This window comes from Pseudomonas sp. URIL14HWK12:I12, assembly GCF_003097135.1.
Lineage (GTDB): Bacteria > Pseudomonadota > Gammaproteobacteria > Pseudomonadales > Pseudomonadaceae > Aquipseudomonas.
The window spans coordinates 751,504-772,130 of the sequence record NZ_QEQL01000001.1; the positions used below are offsets into that span (position 1 = coordinate 751,504).

General features: G+C 64.3%; 18 protein-coding genes and 1 pseudogene. 10 read left to right on the forward strand and 9 right to left on the reverse strand.

Annotated elements, in window-relative coordinates:
* Nucleotides 1-4 precede the first annotated feature (4 nt).
* Nucleotides 5-1,258: an N-acetylmuramoyl-L-alanine amidase gene (locus tag F474_RS03560; RefSeq protein WP_097083909.1), complete on the forward strand. Its 1,254-nt coding sequence runs from the start codon at nt 5-7 to the stop codon at nt 1,256-1,258.
* A 14-nt stretch (nt 1,259-1,272) separates the two neighbouring features.
* Here F474_RS03560 and F474_RS03565 read toward each other — a convergent pair whose 3' ends face one another.
* On the reverse strand, nt 1,273-1,905 hold the full coding sequence (locus F474_RS03565) for a LysE family translocator (RefSeq protein ID WP_097083908.1): 633 nt from the start codon (nt 1,903-1,905) through the stop codon (nt 1,273-1,275).
* Nucleotides 1,906-1,966: 61 nt separating this feature from the next.
* Nucleotides 1,967-2,855: pseudogene (locus tag F474_RS03570) on the reverse strand (DMT family transporter).
* Between the two features lie 293 nt (nt 2,856-3,148).
* On the opposite strand from F474_RS03570, the gene F474_RS23165 reads away from it, so the two are divergent.
* The gene (locus F474_RS23165; RefSeq protein ID WP_371919425.1) at nt 3,149-3,823 is read left to right on the forward strand and encodes an RHS repeat-associated core domain-containing protein; all 675 of its coding nucleotides are present in this window, start codon (nt 3,149-3,151) and stop codon (nt 3,821-3,823) included.
* On the opposite strand, the gene F474_RS03580 is transcribed toward F474_RS23165, so the two are convergent.
* From F474_RS03580 to F474_RS03595, 4 genes are all read right to left on the reverse strand, one after another.
* On the reverse strand, nt 3,817-5,145 hold the full coding sequence (locus F474_RS03580) for a DUF3100 domain-containing protein (RefSeq protein WP_097083907.1): 1,329 nt from the start codon (nt 5,143-5,145) through the stop codon (nt 3,817-3,819). The genes F474_RS23165 and F474_RS03580 overlap by 7 nt on opposite strands.
* Nucleotides 5,146-5,360: 215 nt before the next feature.
* On the reverse strand, nt 5,361-6,518 hold the full coding sequence (locus F474_RS03585; RefSeq protein WP_097083906.1) for a M20 aminoacylase family protein: 1,158 nt from the start codon (nt 6,516-6,518) through the stop codon (nt 5,361-5,363).
* 5 nt (nt 6,519-6,523) lie between these two features.
* Nucleotides 6,524-8,041 (reverse strand): aldehyde dehydrogenase family protein, encoded by a 1,518-nt coding sequence (locus F474_RS03590; RefSeq protein ID WP_097083905.1) that lies wholly within the window; start codon nt 8,039-8,041, stop codon nt 6,524-6,526.
* Between the two features lies 1 nt (nt 8,042).
* Nucleotides 8,043-8,930, reverse strand: coding sequence for an NAD(P)-dependent oxidoreductase (locus F474_RS03595; RefSeq protein ID WP_097083904.1), 888 nt, complete (start codon nt 8,928-8,930; stop codon nt 8,043-8,045).
* Nucleotides 8,931-9,045: 115 nt separating this feature from the next.
* Between F474_RS03595 and F474_RS03600 the strand changes: the two genes are divergently transcribed.
* From F474_RS03600 to F474_RS03610, 3 genes are all read left to right on the forward strand, one after another.
* Complete coding sequence (locus F474_RS03600) at nt 9,046-9,960, forward strand: LysR family transcriptional regulator (RefSeq protein ID WP_097083903.1); 915 nt, start codon at nt 9,046-9,048, stop codon at nt 9,958-9,960.
* A gap of 92 nt (nt 9,961-10,052) precedes the next feature.
* Complete coding sequence (locus tag F474_RS03605; protein ID WP_097083902.1) at nt 10,053-10,724, forward strand: response regulator transcription factor; 672 nt, start codon at nt 10,053-10,055, stop codon at nt 10,722-10,724.
* A 98-nt stretch (nt 10,725-10,822) separates the two neighbouring features.
* Nucleotides 10,823-11,953, forward strand: coding sequence for a mechanosensitive ion channel family protein (locus tag F474_RS03610; RefSeq protein WP_097083901.1), 1,131 nt, complete (start codon nt 10,823-10,825; stop codon nt 11,951-11,953).
* Nucleotides 11,954-12,009: 56 nt separating this feature from the next.
* Here F474_RS03610 and F474_RS03615 read toward each other — a convergent pair whose 3' ends face one another.
* Nucleotides 12,010-12,264 carry a hypothetical protein gene (locus tag F474_RS03615; protein WP_097083900.1) on the reverse strand — a complete coding sequence of 85 codons (255 nt, stop codon included), beginning with the start codon at nt 12,262-12,264 and terminating at the stop codon, nt 12,010-12,012.
* A gap of 296 nt (nt 12,265-12,560) precedes the next feature.
* Between F474_RS03615 and F474_RS03620 the strand changes: the two genes are divergently transcribed.
* The 3 genes from F474_RS03620 to F474_RS03630 all read left to right on the forward strand — a co-directional run bounded on the left by F474_RS03620 (nt 12,561) and on the right by F474_RS03630 (nt 16,438).
* Nucleotides 12,561-13,598, forward strand: a complete 1,038-nt coding sequence (locus tag F474_RS03620; RefSeq protein WP_097083899.1) for an NADP(H)-dependent aldo-keto reductase — start codon at nt 12,561-12,563, stop codon at nt 13,596-13,598.
* A gap of 175 nt (nt 13,599-13,773) precedes the next feature.
* On the forward strand, nt 13,774-14,919 hold the full coding sequence (locus F474_RS03625) for a DUF1624 domain-containing protein (protein ID WP_097083898.1): 1,146 nt from the start codon (nt 13,774-13,776) through the stop codon (nt 14,917-14,919).
* Nucleotides 14,920-15,067: 148 nt separating this feature from the next.
* Nucleotides 15,068-16,438, forward strand: a complete 1,371-nt coding sequence (locus F474_RS03630; protein ID WP_097083897.1) for an MFS transporter — start codon at nt 15,068-15,070, stop codon at nt 16,436-16,438.
* 13 nt (nt 16,439-16,451) lie between these two features.
* On the opposite strand, the gene F474_RS03635 is transcribed toward F474_RS03630, so the two are convergent.
* Together F474_RS03635 and F474_RS03640 are read right to left on the reverse strand one after the other, a co-directional pair.
* Nucleotides 16,452-16,751, reverse strand: a complete 300-nt coding sequence (locus F474_RS03635; protein ID WP_097083896.1) for a hypothetical protein — start codon at nt 16,749-16,751, stop codon at nt 16,452-16,454.
* Between the two features lie 176 nt (nt 16,752-16,927).
* Nucleotides 16,928-18,340, reverse strand: coding sequence for a transglycosylase SLT domain-containing protein (locus F474_RS03640; RefSeq protein ID WP_097083895.1), 1,413 nt, complete (start codon nt 18,338-18,340; stop codon nt 16,928-16,930).
* 126 nt (nt 18,341-18,466) lie between these two features.
* Between F474_RS03640 and F474_RS03645 the strand changes: the two genes are divergently transcribed.
* Both F474_RS03645 and F474_RS03650 read left to right on the forward strand, forming a co-directional pair.
* Nucleotides 18,467-19,273 carry a TatD family hydrolase gene (locus F474_RS03645; RefSeq protein WP_097083894.1) on the forward strand — a complete coding sequence of 269 codons (807 nt, stop codon included), beginning with the start codon at nt 18,467-18,469 and terminating at the stop codon, nt 19,271-19,273.
* A gap of 78 nt (nt 19,274-19,351) precedes the next feature.
* Nucleotides 19,352-20,584, forward strand: a complete 1,233-nt coding sequence (locus F474_RS03650; protein WP_097083893.1) for a methyl-accepting chemotaxis protein — start codon at nt 19,352-19,354, stop codon at nt 20,582-20,584.
* Nucleotides 20,585-20,627 lie beyond the last annotated feature (43 nt).

The following is a 20,627-nucleotide window of genomic DNA, read 5'->3' on the forward strand; positions in this document are numbered from 1 at the left end:
TACCATGCACAGACGTCAGATCCTGACCCTGCTCCTGGCAGGCATGACGCTACCGCTACCCGCCATCGCGCGCGCCGCCGGCCAGACAGTGCTGGCTGCCCGTGCCTGGGGCCACGGCGACACTTCGCGCCTGGTGCTGGACCTTTCCGGCCCGGTGAAATACCAGACCTTCGAGCTCGATGCCCCACCCCGGCTGATTCTCGACCTGCGCGGCACCCGGCTAGCGCCCGGCGCGACGCCCGCCAGCCTAAGCCAGGGCCCGATCAAGGCAGTGCGCAGCAGCCTGCGCCCCAATGGCGACACACGCCTGGTGTTCGAATTCGATCAGCCGGTGAAAACCACCGCGTTCACCCTGGGCCCCGGTGAAGGCAAGGGCGACCGCCTGGTGCTCGACCTGCAACGTGGCGGGCCGATCCTGGCCAGCAATAAGCCGGCCAAGGCCTTGGAGCCTGAACCCGCGCCAGCCCAGGCCATACAGGCCAAGGCCGCGCCAGCGCCACGCCCAGGCGGTGTACACCGTGACATCGTGGTGGTGGTGGATGCCGGCCACGGCGGCAAGGACCCGGGCGCCATCGGTGCGGGTGGGCAAAAGGAAAAACACGTTGCCCTGGCCATCGCCCAGATGCTTGCCAAAAAGATCAACCAGACCAAAGGCTATCAGGCGCGGCTGGTGCGTAACGACGATTTCTTCGTGCCTTTGCGCAAACGTGTGGAAGTCGCCCGCAAGTACAACGCCGACATGTTCGTCTCGGTGCACGCCGACGCCGCGCCCAATCGCACCGCCAAGGGCGCTTCGGTGTTTGCCCTCTCGGAGCATGGCGCCACCTCGACCCTGGCCCGCTGGATGGCCGATCAGGAAAACGCCTCCGACCTGTTGGGCGCTCGGCAGCTGCTCAACATCAGTGACAAAGACCCAATGCTGGCCAACGTGATTCTCGACATGTCGATGAATGCGACGATCTCCAGCAGCCTCAGCCTGGGCGGCAATGTGCTGGAAAACGTGGGTAACGTCAGTGGCGTGCACGGGGCCGGGCGTGTCGAGCAGGCGGCCTTCGCCGTGCTGAAGTCCCCCGACATCCCGTCGATCCTGGTCGAAACCGGGTTCATCTCCAATAGCCGCGACTGCATGCGGTTGATGGATACCCGGCACCGGCAGAAGGTGGCCACGGCGATCTTTGGCGGGATCAATGGGTACTTCAGCAACAACCCGCCGATGGGGACGTATCTGGCAGCGGTGAAGCAAGGCAGCCTTGCATAAGGCTGCCTGAAGGCTCAGCGGCGCACCAGCATCAACCGCACTCCCAAGCCGACGAACGCCGTGCCGATCAAGCCATCGATCCACTGCCGCACCCGCGGCCGGGCACTCACCGCACCGCGCGCCTGCGCCGCCAGCAAGGCCACCAGGGCATCGACCATCAGCCCACTGCTGACAAACACCAGCCCCAGCAGCAGGAAGGCGGACGTCTTGTGCAGGCTGGTGGCATCGACGAACTGAGGGAAAAACGCCACGTAAAACAGCAGCACCTTCGGGTTGGTCACGTTGGTGATGAAGCCGCGCAACAGCAGGGTTCGATGACTGAGCCGGGGCACCTCCACCCTGCCCTCGACCTGCGGCTTGCGCGCGGCCAGCAAGGTGCGCACGCCCAGGTAAACCAGGTAGAGCCCGCCCAGGGTCTTGATGATCATGAAGGCCGAGGGCGAGGCCGCCAGCAGCGCGGTCAGGCCCAGGGCACAGAACACTGTGTGGGTGCAACCGCCCAGCGACACGCCCAGCGCCGACATCAACCCGGCGCGGCGGCCGTGCATCACGCTCTGGCCAGCGACGTAGGCGATGTCGGGGCCGGGCGTCACGTTCAGAATGAACACAGCGAGCAGGAAGATCGGGAAATCGATGATGCCGAACATGGAACACGAGCCTTGTGGCAAGGGGCGGGAGTTCGCAGTTTCGAGCTTTACGCAAGAAGCTTCAAGGGGCTTGGCGGCGCGCGCACAATATCAGAGCCAAGCCCCCCAATACGGCCGTGGCACACAGCACCAATCGCAGGCTCAGGGCCTCCCCCAGAAACAGCACACCCGCCAGCGATGCCAGCACTGGCACGCTCAACTGCACGCTGGCGGCCTTGAAGGCCGGCAACCGCGGCAGCACGCTGTACCACAGCGCATAGCCCACGCCGGAAGCGAGCGCGCCGGAGAGTACGGCATACACGGCACCCCGGCCATCCCAGCGCAACGTCGCCAGCCATGGCAGGCACACCAGCAGCCCCATGGGCAAGGCGCGTAGAAAGTTGCCGGTGGTGGCTGCCAGCGGGTCCTGGGTGCCCTTGCCCAACAGGCTGTACACACCCCAGGCGACACCGGCCAGTGCCATCAGCGCACAGGCCAGCAGAGGGGGGGGCATCCGTTCCGGGCAGCAGCAAGGCAAGCAGGCCGGCGGTCGCCAACAGCAACCCGGCGCTGCTTTTCCCGCTCAAGCGCTCCCCTTTCGCCAGGCCGAACAGCAGCATCGTCAACTGCACCGCACCGAACAGTAGCAACGCGCCCGCGCCTGCTTCGACCTGCACATACGCCAGGGAAAAGCACAGCGCATACAGGAACAAGGCAACCGCCCCAGCCAGGCTCCCCGCCACCGGGGTTCGAGGCGCCCGCAAGCGCAACAGCAACACGAGCATGGCGGCGCCGCTCACCAAACGCAGGGCCGTAAAGCTCAACGGGTCAAGTGCGGTGGCCTTCAGGGCGAGCCGGCAGAGCAAGGAATTACCGGCGAACGCCAGCAAGGCCAACGAGGTCAAGGCCAACAGCCGGGCTTGCCGGGCCGCGGCCGTGGGTGCGGCGAAAGGGGAAGCGTCCAATGCCATGGCGAGGCTCTCGGATCAGTCGTTCTTATGTGACCCCATGTAAACCTGAGGCAGGCAGGGCGTCAATGCGACTTGTGGCCCCCCGGCACTCGCCCCATAGCTTCCGGTGACCTGTAGACCTTATCAGTTACTTTGCCAGACCAAACCCCTCATATTCGAATCACTACCCTCTATAGCTACCGGGTCAAACTGGGCTGGAGTCATCTATGAACTTGCCAACAAGCTCTACACTTTGCGCATGCGACGCTTTAAAGACTCGCCTCTTGGAAAACCCACCTGCCAGGTTCAACTACATGCCATTCGGCAATCTTGGTTGCACCCGGCCTAAAACCCTAGCTTTCGCCGAGATGGCACTTGAACGAGGGTTCGAAGGATACTTGGCAGGTAACGGCTACCGGGCGTACCTGCCCGGGCTGATGCGATGGGCAAACTCCGACGATCACAGCCCATTTGGCCCGGGTGGCGCAAACAGCTACGTATATTGTATGGCTGACCCGGTCAACCGCGCCGACATCGGGGGAGCCACCAGTCATTCCGTAGTCATGGCCATGGTGCGCAAGCTGGCACTGCATTGGAGAAAAAAAGCGCAAGCGCAAACATTGCGTAAAAGTAAGCTGCAAGTGAACAGAGTCGAGCCACACGTTCGCCAGAGGCCACCGGGCACTCCACCTACAGCTGCCCCCGCCGCCGCCGCCGCCGCCGCCCCCGCTCCCGCTCCCGCTCCCGCCCGTAGAGCCTCGACCAGCTCAACGGCCTCCTACGACTCAGACGACGCGCTATCCCCCCTAATGGAGGTACGTCATGATCTTATCCCCCCTCACGTACGCAGCACCTTGTATGGGAATTCATCATCAATCGCTGCCCCATTGAATGCGCAACACAGTTCCTTGAACCACCGGCGCCCTACGGGACCGGCTTTCTTAGCCCATGGGGTAAGTGAGGCCAACAATCCCAGTAGGTTTCAATGAAACGCCTCGGCAATCAGCACTGCCCCGATAAACGTACCAAGGTTGGCCAGAAACGATACCAGCACGATCCGCCAGCCCAACCGCCGGAACGCCGGCAGGTCCTTGGCCACCGAGAGCCCGGCGAAGGTCAGCATTGGGGTGATCACCGCCAGCAGGTTCACGCTGTTGGTCAAGGCTGTGACCTGCGCGGCCCAGGGGCTCAGTGGCGAGGTCATGAACATCGCTACTACCGACACGGTGCATACCGCAGGGATCTTCCGGCGTAGCGCGACGCACAGCAGCTCGCCGATGAACACGGCCAGGACCATGATCGCCATGCCCTCGAAGGCCGCAGCCGAGAGCGTCTTGTAGCCCACCCAGTTGGCCAGCAACGCCAGGACGCCAGCCGCCGCCCACGCGCAGGCCTTGCCGCCCCAGCCCAGCTCGCGGGTTTCCAGATCGACCTCATTGGCGCTCACGCTGGCAGAAGCCTGCGAAGCACGGGTGGTGCGGCCGATCAGCGGTTCCAGTACCCGATAGCCCCATACCGCCAACGGCAACGAGATGAACAGCGTGAAGTAGGTACCCAACGTGGTGGTGATCAGGTTCGACGCCGCAGCCAGAGCCATGACCTCCTTGGCCACCTCGGCGCTCTGCTGCGCAGCGATGGCGCCGGCTGCAGCTGCCATCATGCTCCCTGAGCCGATACCCGAGCCCATGGCCAGCGAGCGCGGATCGAAGATGCCCAGGCTGGTCACAAAGCCCGCCACGATCGCGATGAACAGCGCACCGAACAGTGTTCCGGTCAGGTATTCGGCCAGCACGCCGCGGCCTTCGGGGGAGTCCATGCCGTAGCGCTCGCCAATGATTGCAAGGCTGGGTTCGCGGCCTACCGAGAAGGTCGCGCCCACGGCTTCACGTTTGATGCCCAGCAGCAACGCAACCGGCAGCCCCAGCAACACCGTGCCGACAAAATGGCCGAACTCCTGAAATGCCAGTGCCCAGCCCGAAGCGAACACCAGAGGCAACGAGCCCCCCACCACCAGGCCGAGCTTGGCGACGAACACCAGCAGCGCCGGTTGCAGGATGGATGCCGAGCGCGCCTGCAGGGCTGGCGTTACCGCCAGGCTGCGTGGCAGGCGTGTGCTGGCCAGGCCGATCACGGCACCGAACAGCAACGCCCAGACCATCGGCAACAGCACCACTTTGCCCGGCCCCAGAGGCAGGCTGATAGCACCGATCCATTCGGCGAGGATAAGCACCAAGCCCGCCCAGAGGTACAGGCGGGCGGTGGCGGACACGGCTGGCTGGCCGCTCAGTGAAGCGCTGTGCGCGTGATGCATGACGATCCCCTCACCTGCTGGCCAGGCATAGCTGGCCAGAGATTGTTGTGGTTGTTCAGGGGGCGCGCGAGGCGCCCGGGGCAGTGTTCAAAGCAGTAGCGGTGCCGGCTTTATTGTCGAAGGGCCGGTCACTTCAATAGCGGCATTATGCCTTTGGGCTGCCAGCGCGCCGATATCAACGGCTTCACTTAACGTTGCGCTGGCCGCAACACCCCTCAGCCGTTCGGTAGCGCTTGCTCCACCAATGCGGTCCAGACTTTCACCCCGGCTTCGATCACTTGGTCGTTGAAGTCATACCAAGGGTTGTGCAGGGCCCGTGACGGTGTCTCGCCATCCACGCCGAGCCAGAAATAGGCGCCCGGGCACGCTTGAAGCATGAAGGCGAAGTCCTCGGAGGCCATCGACGGCGGGCAGCCCCAGCGTACATTGGCCTCACCCAAGGCAGCGACCGCCGCTCGAAACAGCCCCGCAGCCGCGTCAGGGTGATTTTCGGTGACCGGGTAGCCTACCTGGTAGGCCAGCTCCCCGCGCACGCCGAACGGCGCCGGCACCTGCTGGGCCAGTTCGCCGATCAGGTGCTGAACCCGCTCGCGCACGGGGGTTTGCAAACAGCGCACGGTGCCGCGCAACGTGGCTTTTTCCGGGATGACGTTGATCGCCTCGCCGGCGCTGAGCTGGGTGATGCTCACCACGGCCGAGTCCAGCGGTGACAGGCGCCTGGAAACGATACTCTGCAGCGCCGTGATCAACTGGGCGCCGGCCAGGATGGGGTCGGCACCACGCTCGGGCATGGCTGCATGGCAACCCTGGCCGGTCAGGGTGATCTCGAAGGTGTCCAGCGAAGCCATCATTGCACCGGGGTTGACGGCCACCTGCCCGGCCGGCAGCCCTGGCCAGTTGTGCAGGCCATACACTGCGTCCATCGGGAAGCGCTGGAACAAGCCGTCCTCGATCATCTTGCGCGCACCGCCGAGGTTCTCCTCCGCCGGCTGAAAGATGAAGTGCACGGTGCCGCGAAAGGTGTTCAGGCCACTTAGGTGCCGCGCCGCCGCCAGCAACATCGCCGTATGGCCATCGTGGCCGCAGGCATGCATTCGGCCCTCGTGGCGGGAGCGGTGGGCGCATTGGCCCAGCTCCTGGATCGGCAGCGCGTCCATGTCGGCGCGCAGGCCGATCACAGGGCCCGCGCCCCGCTTCAGCGTGCCCACCACCCCGGTGCCACCCAGGCCGCAGTGCACCTCCAGGCCGAAGCCCTGGAGCAGCTCAGCGACTCGGGCGCTAGTATTGTGCTCGGCGAAGCCAAGCTCGGGCTGGGCGTGAAAGCTCTGCCGCCACGCGCTGGCCTCGGCCAGCAAGTCAGGATCGATACGCATCAGGTTCACTCCAGGCTGGCGCCGTAGCCGAAGCTGGCGGCGGGGATGGCGGCGGTTTCGACCCAGACACTCTTGACCTCGCTGTATTCACGCAGCGCATCAAGGCCCGAGGAGCGGCCGTAACCGCTCTCGCCATAGCCGCCGAACGGGGAGCTGACATGAATGGTCTTGTAGCCGTTGACCCAGAAGGTGCCCGCTTTGACCTGGCGCGCCACACGATGGGCACGGCCGACGTCACGCGTCCACACCGCCCCGGCGAGGCCGAAACGGCTGTCGTTGGCAATGCGCACCGCATCGGCTTCGGTTTCGAAGGGGATTGCCACCACCACTGGGCCGAAGATCTCCTCCTGGGCACAGGCCATGGCGTTGTCGCCCGCCAGTACCGTGGGGTTTACGTAATAGCCGCTGCCTTCCGGCACCGGCACGGCGCCCTCGCCCACCAGCCGGGCACCGTCGTGCAGCGCGGCTTGCACCATGCCTTTGACATGGGCGAATTGCTTGGGGTTGTTGATCGGGCCGATCTGGGTGTGCTCGCTCAGTGGGTCGCCTACGCTGAACTGCTGCGCGGCCTGCGCCAGGGCCCGGGTGAAACGCTCGAAAATCGAAGCCTGCACCAGCAGGCGAGAGCCTGAAACGCAGCTTTGCCCTGCACCGGAGAAAATCGCCGCCTGAGCGCCACGCAGGGCCACATCGAGGTCAGCGTCTTCGAACACTATGTTGGCCGACTTGCCGCCCAGCTCCAGCACCGCCGGGATGCAGCGCTGAGCGGCCGCCGTAGCGATGTGGCGGCCGGTAGCTGGGGAGCCGACGAACACCACTTTGCGAATGTCGGCCTGGGCGATCAACGCCTGGCCGATGCTGTGGCCAAAGCCGGCGATCACGTTGACCAGGCCCTTGGGCGCGCCGGCCCGCTCCACCAGCACGCCGATCACCAGGGAGGTCAACGGAGTCAGCTCCGATGGTTTGAGAATCACCGCGTTGCCGGCAGCCAGGGCCGGGGCTACCTGCCAGCCAGCAGTGAAGATCGGTGCGTTCCACGGAGTGATCTGCAATACCGTCCCCAAGGGCTCATAGGTGACGTAGTTCAGGTGTGTAGTGGGCACGGGGATCACTTCGCCGTGCAGCTTGTCAGCCCAGCCGGCGTAGTACTCGAACATCTCCGCGACCTTCGCGACCTCCACCCGAGCATCGCGGATCGGCTTGTTCGCACCGATCGCTTCGATCTGCGACAAGGTGCCTGCGTGTGCGCGCAACTGAGCCCCGACCTGGTACAGGATCCGGCCCCGGGCCTGGCCGGTGAGCGCCCACCACTGGGCCTGCGCGGCACGCGCTGCAGCGTCGATACGGCTGACCTGCGCGGCGCTGGCGTCGGCATACTGCATCAGCAGGCTGCCGTCGTGAGCATTGCGCACTTGCACCGGCTCACCGTCGCCCTCTACCCATTCACCACCGATCAGGCTGGCTACTTGCGTACGTTCGCCCCAGAAGGGCTGCATCAGTTCGTTAAGGGTGTTCCAGCTCATGTCATTGGTCTCCAAACAGGGCGGCATCGGTGCGTTGGGCGATGCAGCAGAAGTCTTTGCCATCGGGCAGAGTCTGGGCGCTATCGCGCCACAGCTCGCCGACCAGGCGCGCCAGCGGCAGGTCGGCACCTAGCTCTTCGGCCAGCGCCTGGGCAAGGCCTACGTCCTTGCGCATCAGCGCCATGCTGAAACCGGAGTCGTAGGCCTTGTTGAGCACCCAGGTCGGAAACATCACCTGGCTCGCGGCACTGCGCCCGGAACCTGCATTGATACCTTCGAGCAGCCGCTCAGGCGGCACCCCAGCCTTGGCGGCCAGGCTCAAGGCTTCGGCAGTGGAGATCAGGTGTGCGGCGGCCAGTAGGTTGTTGGCGATCTTGGCGACGTTGCCGGCACCGGTATCCCCCACATGCACGCGCGTACCGCTCATGGCCTCGAGCACCGGTTGCGCCGTGGCCAGGTGCTCGGCGGTACCGCCGAGCACCATGCTCATGGTCCCGCTGGCCGCGCCCTTGGGCCCTCCAGACACCGGTGCGTCAAGAAAACCGATGCCGCGCCCGGCCAGCGCCTGGGCTACCTCACGGCTCATCGCTGCAGTGGAGGTGGTGGTGTCGACCACCACCAGGCCGGGCTGGCCAACGCTGAGCACGCCCTGCTCGCCAAGGCACACGGCCTGAACGTGCTCGGCCTTGGGAAGCGAGAGGATCAGCACCTGTGCCGCGCCGATCACCTGCGCACGGTCGGCACTGGTCTTCACGCCCTTGCTCGCTGCGGCCTCACGGGCGGCCGGCGCCGGGTCGAAGCCACGTACGTCAAACCCTTTGCTCGCAAGGGTGGCCGCCATGCCACCGCCCATGTTGCCCAACCCGATGATGCCTACCGTGATCGCCATGAACCGCCTGCCTGTGTGCTGTGGAATGCTGAAAGGAGTATGGACAGCACGCAGCCGTGCCAGCAATAATCACAAAATTCCAATTTTGTTGCTTTGAACGCAACACAGGTGGGTTATGAGCTTGGTTCAGGATCGCCATATTCATTATTTTTTCGAAGCAGTGCGGCTGGGCAGTGTACGCGCCGCTGCCGACGCCCTGGACGTCGCGCCTTCGGCCGTCAGCCGGCATATCGCTCAGTTGGAGCACGAGCTCAGTGCTGCGTTGCTTGAGCGCCACCGTCGGGGGGTAAAACCCACCGAAGCGGGAGAGCGCGTGCTCGACTACTACCGGCAACGCATGGCCCAGCAGGAGGTGCTGCTCGATTCGCTGCAGGCCCTGCGCGGTCTGCAGAGCGGCACCCTGGTGCTGGCGTCTGGTGAAGGTTTCATGGATGCTCTGGCTGGCACGCTGGCGCGCTTTTCCGAGCGCTACCCACGTATCGAGCTGCGCGTAAACATCGCCGGCAGCAATGAGGTGATCCGCCAGGTGGTCGAAGACGAAGCGCACCTGGGCCTGGTATTCAACCCTGCGAACGACCCGAAGATCCGTGCCCACGTGCGCCGCGCTCAGCCAGTGCGAGTGATCGTCGCCCCTGATCACCCGCTGGCGCGCGAGCCCGGCGCGATCAGCCTGCAGGGCCTGGACCGCCATAGCCTGGCATTGCCCGGGGCCGCCTACGGCATCCGCCAGATCCTCACTCACGCCGAGCATCAGCTGGGTGTGGCGCTTACTCCGACGCTCACCTGCAATACCTTGGCGATGCTCAAGCGCTATGCGGTCGAAGGCGGCGTGACATTGTTGCCGGCCTTCGTGGCCGAACAGGAGCTGGCGGCCGGCAGCCTGGTGGCGCTGCCGCTGCTGCACGAAGTGTTCGCCAGGCCTGAGGCGCAATTGATCACCCGCCTGGGCCGGCAGCTGAGCGTCGGAGCAAGCCGGCTGCTGGGCATGCTGGCGCAGGAAGTGGGCGCGTTCGGCGCTACGGCGCGCTGAGCCGTCCTACTTTGGTACGAGTTTTCCGCGTCGAAGGTGGGAGCGGGCCTATCATGAGCGCGCGTCCGCCAAGAACAATAAGGTGACCCACCGTGTACAACATCCTGATCGCCGACGACCATCCGCTGTTTCGTGATGCTATCCACAGCGTGCTGGCCTCGAGCTTCGAGCATTGCCAGGTCAGCCAGACCTGCGACCTGCCCGAAACCCTCACCCGTGCCCGCAGCGATGAAACCCTCGACCTGATTCTGCTCGACCTCAACATGCCCGGCATGCATGGCCTGGGCGGCCTGGTGAGCCTGCGCAACGAGGCGCCGACCGTACCGGTGGTGATCGTTTCGGCCGAGCAGGACAAGCACGTAGTGCTGCAGGCAATCACCTGCGGCGCGGTCGGGTTCATCAGTAAGTCGGCGCCCCGCCAGCAAATCACAGACGCGCTCGGCCAGGTACTGGGCGGCAACGTCTATCTGCCGCCTGAAATCATCCGCAGCAGCACCAGCACGCCCCCCAGCCATACCGTGGGCGCCAGCGCCAATGGCGTACCTGCCGAATTGCTGCGTGCCCTGACCCGCAAGCAGTTGCAGGTGCTCGAGCGCATGGCTCGGGGTGAGTCGAACAAGATGATCGCCTACAACCTGGCCATCGCCGAAACCACGGTCAAGGCGCACGTCTCGGCGATTTTGCGCAAGCTGAGGGTGCACAACCGTGTGCAGGCCATCCTCAGCGCCCGTGAAGTCGATTTCGCAACTTGGCTGCCTTCGTAAGCAGGCTCAGCTCCGCCTAGCCTGCCACTTGTGGGGTGAAACTTGTGGCTGCGCACAGGGGTCGTTAATCACTGACCCTGAAGTTTTGCGTGGTAGCCATGAATGAGTTGATTCCAGAGCGCTGGCTGGATGCGGTGCCCTTACCCTGGCTCAGCACCCTGATCGCGGCAGCGATCGCAGTGCTGGTGGTGCTGGTAGTGCGCTGGGCTGGCCTAATCGTGCTGCGCCGGGTGGCGCACAGTTTTTTGTTCGCCCAGCAACTGATCAAGTATTCCGAGAAACCCAGCCTGTGGCTGTTGCCGCTACTGGCGCTGCAGTCGGTTTGGACAGGCGCGCCGGATGACATCTACTTGATCAACAGTGTGCGGCACACCAATGGGTTGTTGGTGGTGGCGGCTTTCATCTGGCTGGCACTGCGCTGCGTGCGCGCAGTGGCCGAAACCGTGGCCCTGCGCAACCCGCTGGAGGTGGAGGACAACCTGGCCGCGCGGCGTATCCAGACCCAGGTGCGGGTGCTGGTGCGCTGCCTGAACGTGGTCGTCATCTTGTTCGGCACCGGGCTGATGCTGATGAGTTTTCCGGCGGTCAAACAGGTTGGCACCAGCCTGCTGGCCTCTGCGGGCCTTGCGGGGCTTGCGGCCGGCTTTGCGGCCAAGCCTGTGCTGGGCAACTTGATCGCTGGCCTGCAGATCGCGATTTCGCAACCTATTCGCCTGGACGATGTGGTGATCGTCGAAGGCGAATGGGGGCGAATCGAGGAAATCACCGGCAGCTACGTCGTGGTCAAGATCTGGGACGAGCGGCGCCTGGTGGTGCCGCTGACCTATTTCATCGAAAAGCCGTTCCAGAACTGGACCCGAAGCGCATCGATGCTGATCGGCTCGGTGTTTCTCTGGGTCGACTATTCCCTGCCCCTGGAGGCGCTGCGCGAAGAGGTCAAGCGCGTGTGCGACGAGATCCCTCACCTGTGGGACGGCCGAGTGAGCGTGCTGCAGGTCACCGACACCGGCGAAAAATCGATGCAGGTGCGCATTCTGCTCAGCTCGGCCGATTCGTCCAGGAATTGGGACGCACGCTGCCATATGCGCGAACGCCTGATCACCTGGATCAACCGGGAATACCCGCAGTGCCTGCCGCTGCTGCGCGCCGAAATGTCGACACGCAGCGACCGCCCAGACCTTCACGAACCCGTGAAACCCAAGGATGTAGAACGACAACCACCGGTATGAATCTTGTTTTTGGAGTGCCCGCTTGCAGCAAGCGGAAATGCAGCAGAGGTCTTGCGTCAGAGCATCTGGTCGTTGGTCATCATGGCCTGAACGACGATTGCTTTTTGTTGCTCGGTCAGTACGTCCCAGAGATGGGCCTTGGCGTAGTAGCCCAGGCCACCTGCGATGTAGAGCGACAGACCTACGATCATCAGCACGGACGCAAGCGACGTGCGTTGCGTTTCGTGCGCGTCATCCCGCGCCTGCGGGGTAAAACCTTCAACGATGCGTTTAACAGCGTGAGACAGGTACATCAGTACTTGGCGCCCCATGGCAACTCTTCGAACCTCGAGTGGAAGTGGACAGTGCGGCGCGCTGGCGCCGAATTGGCCCTCGAACAAAGCTCGGTGCCCGGCCGGCTTCTCGAACTCGAGCCGGTGCGATCACGAATGCCGGGCACGGAGGGGAGCCTTGCCCGTGGCGGTTGTATGATAACGCAGGTGATGGACGTGAAATAATTAGTTTGCTAAATATTTCCGACAAAAGGGCGCTCCGAGCGATCTTTCTCTCCCGCCGCCTCCACGTAACGCCAGGCTGATGCCTGCGCCACTAGCCACAAGGAAAACCAATGGAATACCGCGAACTGGGCCGCACAGGCCTGAAAGTCAGCGCCATCACCCTGGGCACCATGACCTGGGGCGAGCAGAACACTGAGGCTGAGGCCTTCGAGCAGATCCGCATGGCCAAAGATGCCCAGGTGAACGTGCTCGACACTGCCGAGATGTACCCAGTCCCCCCGGGCGGCGAAACCTACGCCACCACCGAGCGCATCATCGGTAACTACTTCAAGCGATACGGCGACCGCGCCGATTGGGTTTTGGCGAGTAAAGTGGTCGGCCCAGGCCGCATGGACCACATCCGGGACGGCAACCTTCGGCTGGACCGCAAGAACATTACCCAAGCGCTGGAGGCCAGCCTCAAGCGCCTGAACACCGATTACCTTGACCTCTACCAACTGCACTGGCCCGACCGCAAGGCCAATTACTTCGGCCAGCTGGGCTACACCCACGACCCTGCCGACCACTCCACGCCCATCGAAGAAACCCTGGAAGTGCTCGACGAGCTGGTCAAGGCCGGCAAGGTGCGCCACATCGGCCTGTCCAACGAAACCCCGTGGGGCACGATGCGCTTTGCGCACCTGGCCGAAAGCCGCGGATGGCCGCGCGTGGTGTCGATCCAGAACCCCTATAACCTGCTCAACCGCACCTTCGAGGTGGGCTTGGCGGAAATCGCCCTGCGCGAGCAGATCGGGCTGCTGGCCTATTCACCCTTGGCGTTCGGCGTGCTGGCAGGCAAGTACCTCAACGGCGCACGGCCGGCCAAGGCACGCCTGACATTGTTCGAGCGCTTCCAGCGTTACAACAACCCGCAAGCGGTTGCAGCGACACAAGCTTACGTGGAGCTGGCGAATCAGCACGGCCTGGATCCTGCGCAGATGGCATTGGCATTCGTGACGCAACAGCCGTTCGTGACCAGCAACATCATCGGCGCCACCTCGCTCGAACAACTGGCGAGCAACCTTGAAAGTGCAACGCTGGTGCTGCCGCCGCAGGTGCTGGAAGGGATCGAAGCCATTCACCAGCGCCACCCGAATCCTGCGCCCTGACGCGGGTTAACGCCTAGAAGCGCCAGGGCGGTTTGCCGGGCCACGTGCTCTATTGAGCGCCGTAGCGCCCGGCAAACGCCCTGCCAACGCTCCATCCCGGGCCGCGGCAACCACTGGAACCTGAACATCTTTTAATGTAATAGTATTACATCTCATTTGTTCAGATAGCCTACCCATGCCGCTCACCTATTCCCGCCTCCAGGCCATTGACGCACTGCGCGGCCTGGTCATCGTGCTGATGCTGCTCGACCATGTTCGCGAAACCTTTTTTCTGCATCGCCAGGTCGGCGACCCGATGGATGTGGCCAGCACAGAGCCTGCGCTGTTCCTCAGCCGGACTCTGGCGCACCTGTGTGCGCCAGTCTTCGTGTTTCTCACCGGCCTCTCAGCGTGGCTTTACGCCGAAAAGAATCCCTCGCCCGGCGCCGCAAGCCGATTTCTGCTCAAGCGGGGGCTGGTGCTGATACTGCTTGAGCTGACGTTGGTGAACTTCGCCTGGACCTTCAGCTTCCCGCCTCAGGTGATCTACCTGCAGGTGATCTGGGCCATCGGCCTTTGCATGCTCACTCTGGCGGCATTGCTGTGGCTGCCGCGCCCACTGCTGGCGCTGCTGGGGCTGGTATTGATCTGCGGCCATAACCTGCTCGACAGCACTCACTTCGCGGCCAGCCACTTCGCCCATGTGCCTTGGGCGATCCTGCATGACCGCGGCTGGCTTGAAGTGGCCGACAGCCTGCGTGTGCGCACCTCCTACCCGTTGTTGCCCTGGATCGGTGTGATCACCCTGGGCTACGCCACCGGGCCTTGGTTCAGCATCAAGGCCTCTGCCAGCCAGCGGCCGCGGCGGCTGTGGCTCGCAGGGCTGGGCGCACTGACGCTGTTCGCTGCGCTACGCGCAATCAACGGCTACGGCGAAAAGCCATGGCACGCCGGGGCCGACTTTACCCATACCCTGATGAGCCTGTTCAACGTCACCAAGTACCCGCCTTCGCTGGTGTTTCTGGCGCTGACGCTGGGCATTGGCCTGTGCCTGCTGGCCACGCTGGACCGCTGGCAAGGGGCGCGCCTGTGCCGATGGTTGGCGACCTTCGGCGCGGCACCGATGTTTTTTTACCTGCTTCACCTGTACGTGCTCAAGTTGCTGTACCTGGCCTGCCAGGCACAATGGGGCAACAACCAGGGCAGTTATTTCGGCTTTAGCCAGGTGTGGATGCTCTGGGTGGCAACACTGATGCTTGCGCTGCTGCTGTACCGGCCCGTTCAGGCCTTCGCCCAGCTCAAGGCGCGGCGGCGGGATATCACCTGGCTCAAATACTTCTGATAGAAAACGCCGCCGGTGCTGGCCGGGTTGAACGCCATGCTCGGGGGCATGCTTCTGGCTGCGTTATTTCTGAACCGCGCACGTTGCAATGCTTGGAGCCGGCCGCGCAAAGCTCTACCCTGTGGCCTTCTCTCGCCAAGGAGCGCCCATGCCCGCGCCTACCGATGGTTTGCCCCGTGACCGCTTGATCCCCGCAGTGATCGCCGTGTGCCTGGCCGTGGGTATGGCTACCCTCGACACCGCGATCGTCAACACCGCCCTGCCCACCCTGGCTCGCTCGCTCGATACCGATTCGGCGGCAGTGATCTGGGTGGTCAACGCTTATCAACTGGTGATGTTGGCAACGCTGTTGCCCTTTGCCTCGTTGGGCGAAGTGCTGGGGCACCGCCGGGTGTACCTTGGGGGCCTTGCCGTGTTCGTCACCGCCTCGCTGGTGTGCGGTTTGGCCTGGTCGCTGCCGTCGCTGGCTATCGCGCGGGTGTTTCAAGGGCTGGGGGCGGCTGCGCTGATGAGCGTGAATGCGGCGTTGCTGCGGTTTATCTACCCATCGAAGATGCTCGGCAAGGGCATGGGCATCAACTCGCTGGTGGTGGGCCTCTCGTTCACCTTGGGCCCGACCGTAGCCTCTGCGATTTTGAGCGTCGCTTCCTGGCATTGGCTGTTTCTGATCAACGTGCCCCTGGGCCTGGCGGCGGCGGTAATGGCGTTTCGAAACCTTCCGCGCACCGAGCCTTCGCCTCATCCCTACGACCGCACTGCCGCGATACTCTGCGCCGGCCTGTTCGCCAGCCTGACTTTGGCACTCACCAGCAGCGCTCAAGGCGGCGCGGGCAGCTGGGCCCTGCTGGAACTGGCGGTGGCAATAGCCTGCGGCATCACCCTGCTGCGCCGCCAGGCCCAGCACCCGGCACCGATCCTGGCACAGGACCTGTATCGCCGGCCGTTGTTCGCGCTGTCGTCGCTTACAGCGGTGTGTTCTTTCAGCACCCAGGGCCTGGCGTTCGTGGCGTTGCCATTTTTGCTGCAACACCAGCTTGGCCACAGCCAGGTAGCCACCGGCTACCTGATCACGCCTTGGCCAGCGGTGGTGGCGTTGATGGCGCTGGTGGCGGGCAGGTTGTCTGATCGCTACCCACCGGGAGCGTTGTGTGGCTTGGGGCTTTTGATGTTGAGTGCCGGCATGCTGGCGCTGGCCTTGCTCGGGCCAGGTGCGGCGCAATGGGACATCGCCTGGCGCATGGCGCTATGCGGCGCAGGGTTTGGTTTTTTCCAGTCGCCAAACCTCAAGGCCTTGATGACCAGTGCCCCTGCACATCGCAGCGGCGGCGCCAGTGGCGTGGTGGCCACCTCGAGGCTGTTAGGCCAAACCCTGGGGGCGGCGTTGGTGGCGCTGTGTTTTCACCTGAGCAGTGCGCAAGGCGCTTATGTCGCGCTGTGGCTGGGCTGTGCTTTCGCGTTGGTGGGTGCGCTTGCCAGTTTCATGCGCCTCACCCCGCTCGGCCGGGGCGCTCAAGGTTAAGGCGCGGGCCGGCTCAGAGCCTGACCAGGCCCTGGCGGGCGATACGTACCAGATGGCTGATGACCGCTTGGGCCTGGGCCGCGCTGGGTGACTCGACCACAGCCAGGTCGAAGTGATCGTCGGCAATGGTCGACAGGTCATGGCCGCGCTCGACGAAACGAATAGCCAACGCCGTGGCCTTCCCATTGCGCCGGGGCCAGCCGTCGAGGCATCTGAGCAGCGTGGGCTGGTGCTGGCCGCACAGCAAGATACGGGGGGAATGGCGAGCCGCAGGCAGCGGGGCCAGGCAGACGATGGGGCGTGGGCAACTCATTGGGGCTTTCTCCGCCTCGCAAACTTCGCCGGGCGGGGTGGGAGGCATCACCGAGCCAGCGTTTTAGCGGTATTTTGCCGGCCCATATCGCCTGGCTGCGCCCCGCAAGTAGCTGTCTAAATCGGCGCATGAGGCAGCGATCCTATGAAACGCTGCCGGGGATTGTCAAGGCGCGCTCAACGGCTGGCCACGCCGCGGTCACGCGGCTCCAGGCTTTCGCGCTCACGCGCAAAGGCAAGGTAGTACTTGTTCACCGCATTCACGAAACTCACCGGGGCCATGCCCGCCTGCTCCTGGGCGATACGCTCGACCTGGAAGAACCATTGGTTGGGGTTCAGCCCACGACGGCGCGCTTCGGCGCGCATCGCCTGCACCCGCTCAGGGCCCAGGTTCCAGGCTGCCAGGGTGAAGGCCATGCGCTCGCGCTCAGCCAGTTGCCGGCTGGCGAAAAAGCGCTGGCGAATCATCGACAGGTAACGCGCACCCGCCTTGACGTTGTTGTCCACCTCGCCAATGCCTTGCACGCCGACGCGTTGAGCGGCCTGCGGGGTGATCTGCAGCAGCCCGGTCGCGCCCTTGCCGCCGCGTGCGGCTGGGTCGAAAGCTGACTCTTTGAACGCCAGCGCGGCGAGGTCCAGCCAATCGAGGCCCGCTTGCGCAGCATTGTGCTGCAGCACAGGCCGCAGGGTTTCCAGGCGCTGGCGGTCTGCCCGCGCAAGAGGGTTGTGGATCTTGTAGAGCGGTGAGTAAGCCTTCGCCAGCGCCTGGTCCTGCTGGCTAGAGGCCTTGTACCCCTTGAGAAAGGCGTCGACCTGCTCGCGCAGCTGGGGCGCCTGGGCCCGTGTATACCAACGCATGCCAGCGGGCGCGGCCAACGCCACCTGGTGCTGCGGCGCGAGGCCAGGCATCACACGGGCCCACCGGGTGGCGATCGGCTGCTCGACGATCGTTAGCGGGTACACCTTCGCCTCGACCATCTCCAGCACGTCTTCCACTGCCAGGCTCGGGTCGGCCCATTCCACCTTCACCGGCGCGCGCTTGCGTGCCTGCAAGCGGGCATTGAGGGCCGCCAGGGGCTCGCCGGCGGCGCTGCCGCTGGGCAACACCAGGGTTTTGCCGGAGAGCTGGTCCAGTTGGGCGTAGCGCCGGCCGCCCTTGGGGCCCACCAACACCAACGACGACCCCGCAACGGTCGGCTGGCTGCCGGTCACGTTCTGCGCGTTGGCCAGGTCCATTGCCTCGCCCGGCGCGACCAAGTCCCCTTCCCCACGCGCCAGCGCCGCCAGCAGCTGCTCCTTGGCCCGGGGGATCAACTTGAAGGTCACTTTCTGGCCGCCGCCAGAGGCGCTTGCAAGAAATCGCTCGAACGCGTGCAGGCGCTGGTCTTCGATACCCACCACCTGCCCGCCGACACTACCCGAGCTGTTGCGGCTCTGGTTGACCAGCACACGCAATACGTGTGCCCGGCGAATCTCGGGCAGGTCACGCACCGCAGCAGCATGCGGCACTGCATCAGGCCCATGGCCCTTGGCCAAGGCACAGGCCGGCAACAGCAGGCTGGTGGCCAGCAGCAAAAAAGAACGTTTCAATGGCAATCCCCCGTCCACCCTCCGCGGGCGTTGCCCTCGGACTGCGCCAAGTCACTGAAGTTCTTGGCTTTTCTTGGTTTTATCCGGCTCTGGTATGCTGTTGCGTCTTGCCTGAAGGTAGCCACCATGCAATTGATCGACATCGGCGTCAACCTGACCGCCTCCCAGTTCGATGGCCAGCACCAGGCCCTGATCGAGCGCGCCGAAGCGGCGAACGTGGTGCAGATGGTACTCACCGGCACCAGCCTTGCCGGGAGCGAAGCGGCTCTGGAACTGGCACGTCGGCTCGACCCGGGGGGCCAGCGGCTGTTCTGCACGGCGGGGGTTCACCCTCATGATGCCAGCCACTGGAGCCCGGCGAGCGAGCGACCGCTGGCGGCCCTGCTCGACGAACGGCAGGTGGTGGCAGTGGGTGAATGCGGGCTGGATTTCAACCGCGACTTCTCACCTCGCCCGGCCCAGGAAGCCGCCTTTGAAGCGCAGCTGGCCATAGCTGCGCAAAAACGGTTACCGGTGTTCGTGCACGAGCGAGACGCCCACCCCCGCCTGCTGGCCATCCTCAAGGCATATCGCGATCATCTGCCGGCGGCCGTGGTGCATTGTTTCACCGGCGACCGCCAGGCGCTTTTCGCCTATCTGGATCTGGACCTGCATATCGGCATCACCGGCTGGATTTGCGACGAACGCCGCGGCAGCCACCTTCACCCTCTGGTGGCAAGCATCCCGTGCGGCCGGCTGATGCTGGAGACCGATGCGCCATGGCTGTTGCCTCGCACGCTGCGGCCCAAACCCAAAAGCGGCCGCAACGAGCCCGCCTACCTGCCCGAGGTGCTGCGCGAAGTGGCACGCCATCGAAGCGAGACCGAGGTAGAGCTGGCCGCGCACACCACCGCCTGTGCTCGTACCTTCTTCAACCTCCCGGATGTGGATTGATCTGGATCAACAAAAGCGTCATCTTGGCACGTGACAATACTGGCCCCGCGCCATTCATCGCCTGTCAGAGGACGCCTCATGCATTGGCTTCGCAACCTTTCGCTGAAATACAAGTTCTGGGCTGTGAACGCCGTAGCCTTCGTTACCACGGGCATGCTGGTGCTTTACGCCGTGGCGCTGGAGCAACAGTCGTTGGCCAAGATTGCTCAGCCTGCGCCCAGCTACTCGGACGTCTTCCTCAGCCACCTGGGCCAATACGCCGGGGCGGTGCTGGTGTTGATGCTGGTATTGCTGGCTGCCTCGCAGCTGCTCATCCGTTTTATCCTGAGCCAGCTCAACGCATTGCGCGATGTGATGGTGCACGTCGAGCGCAGCGGCGACCTCAGCGCCCGTGCCCAGGTGCAGGGCGAGGACGAGGTCGGGCAGATGGGCAACGCGTTCAACGCGCTGCAGGCTGGGTACGCACGGGTGGTGGGTACCGTTGCCCAGAGCGCCGGGCAACTGGACAGTGGCGCGGCCCACCTGGCTGAGCGGATGGCCAAGGTGCGCCAGGGCATGATCGGGCAACAGAGCGAGACCGATCAGGCCGCCACCGCCATCACTGAAATGACGGCAACCGTGCACCATATCGCTGAACATGCCAAAGCTACCCGCACGCTTTCCGAGCAGGCCGACCAGCTCACAGGCAACGGCCAACAAGCAGTGCGCCGAGTGAGTGAGTCGATCGCCGGGCTCAGCGGCGGCGTGCAGCAAACCGCCGAAATGATCCAGCAGTTGGCTCAGGACAGCGAGAAGATCACCGGTATGGTGAACGTGATTCACAGCATCGCAGAACAGACCAACCTGCTGGCGCTCAATGCCGCCATCGAGGCCGCCCGCGCCGGCGACATGGGCCGTGGCTTCGCGGTGGTGGCCGATGAGGTGCGCAACCTGGCCAAGCGGGTGCAGGGCAGCACCGACGAGATCACCACCATGATCAACGCCCTGCAGGCCGGCACACGCGACGCTGTGGACTTCATGCGCGACAGCTCGATCAAGGCAGATGCCTGTGTCGAACAGGCGGCCCAGGCCGCCGGCTCACTGAAGGAAATCACCGACGCCGTACGGCAGATGCGCGAGAGCAATACCCAGATTGCGGTCGCCGCCGAGCAGCAGAGCCAGGTGGCCGAAGACATGAGCCGGTCGGTAGTGAGCATTCGGGAAGTGACTGAGCATACGGTGCGCCAGACCACCGATTCAGCGGCCACCAGCGATGAGCTGGCGGTGCTGGCGACCGGCCTGACCAAGGCGATTGGCCAGTTGCGGCTATAACGCCCATAGCCAAGGTTGATTATCCCAAGCCCTGCGGCAGGGC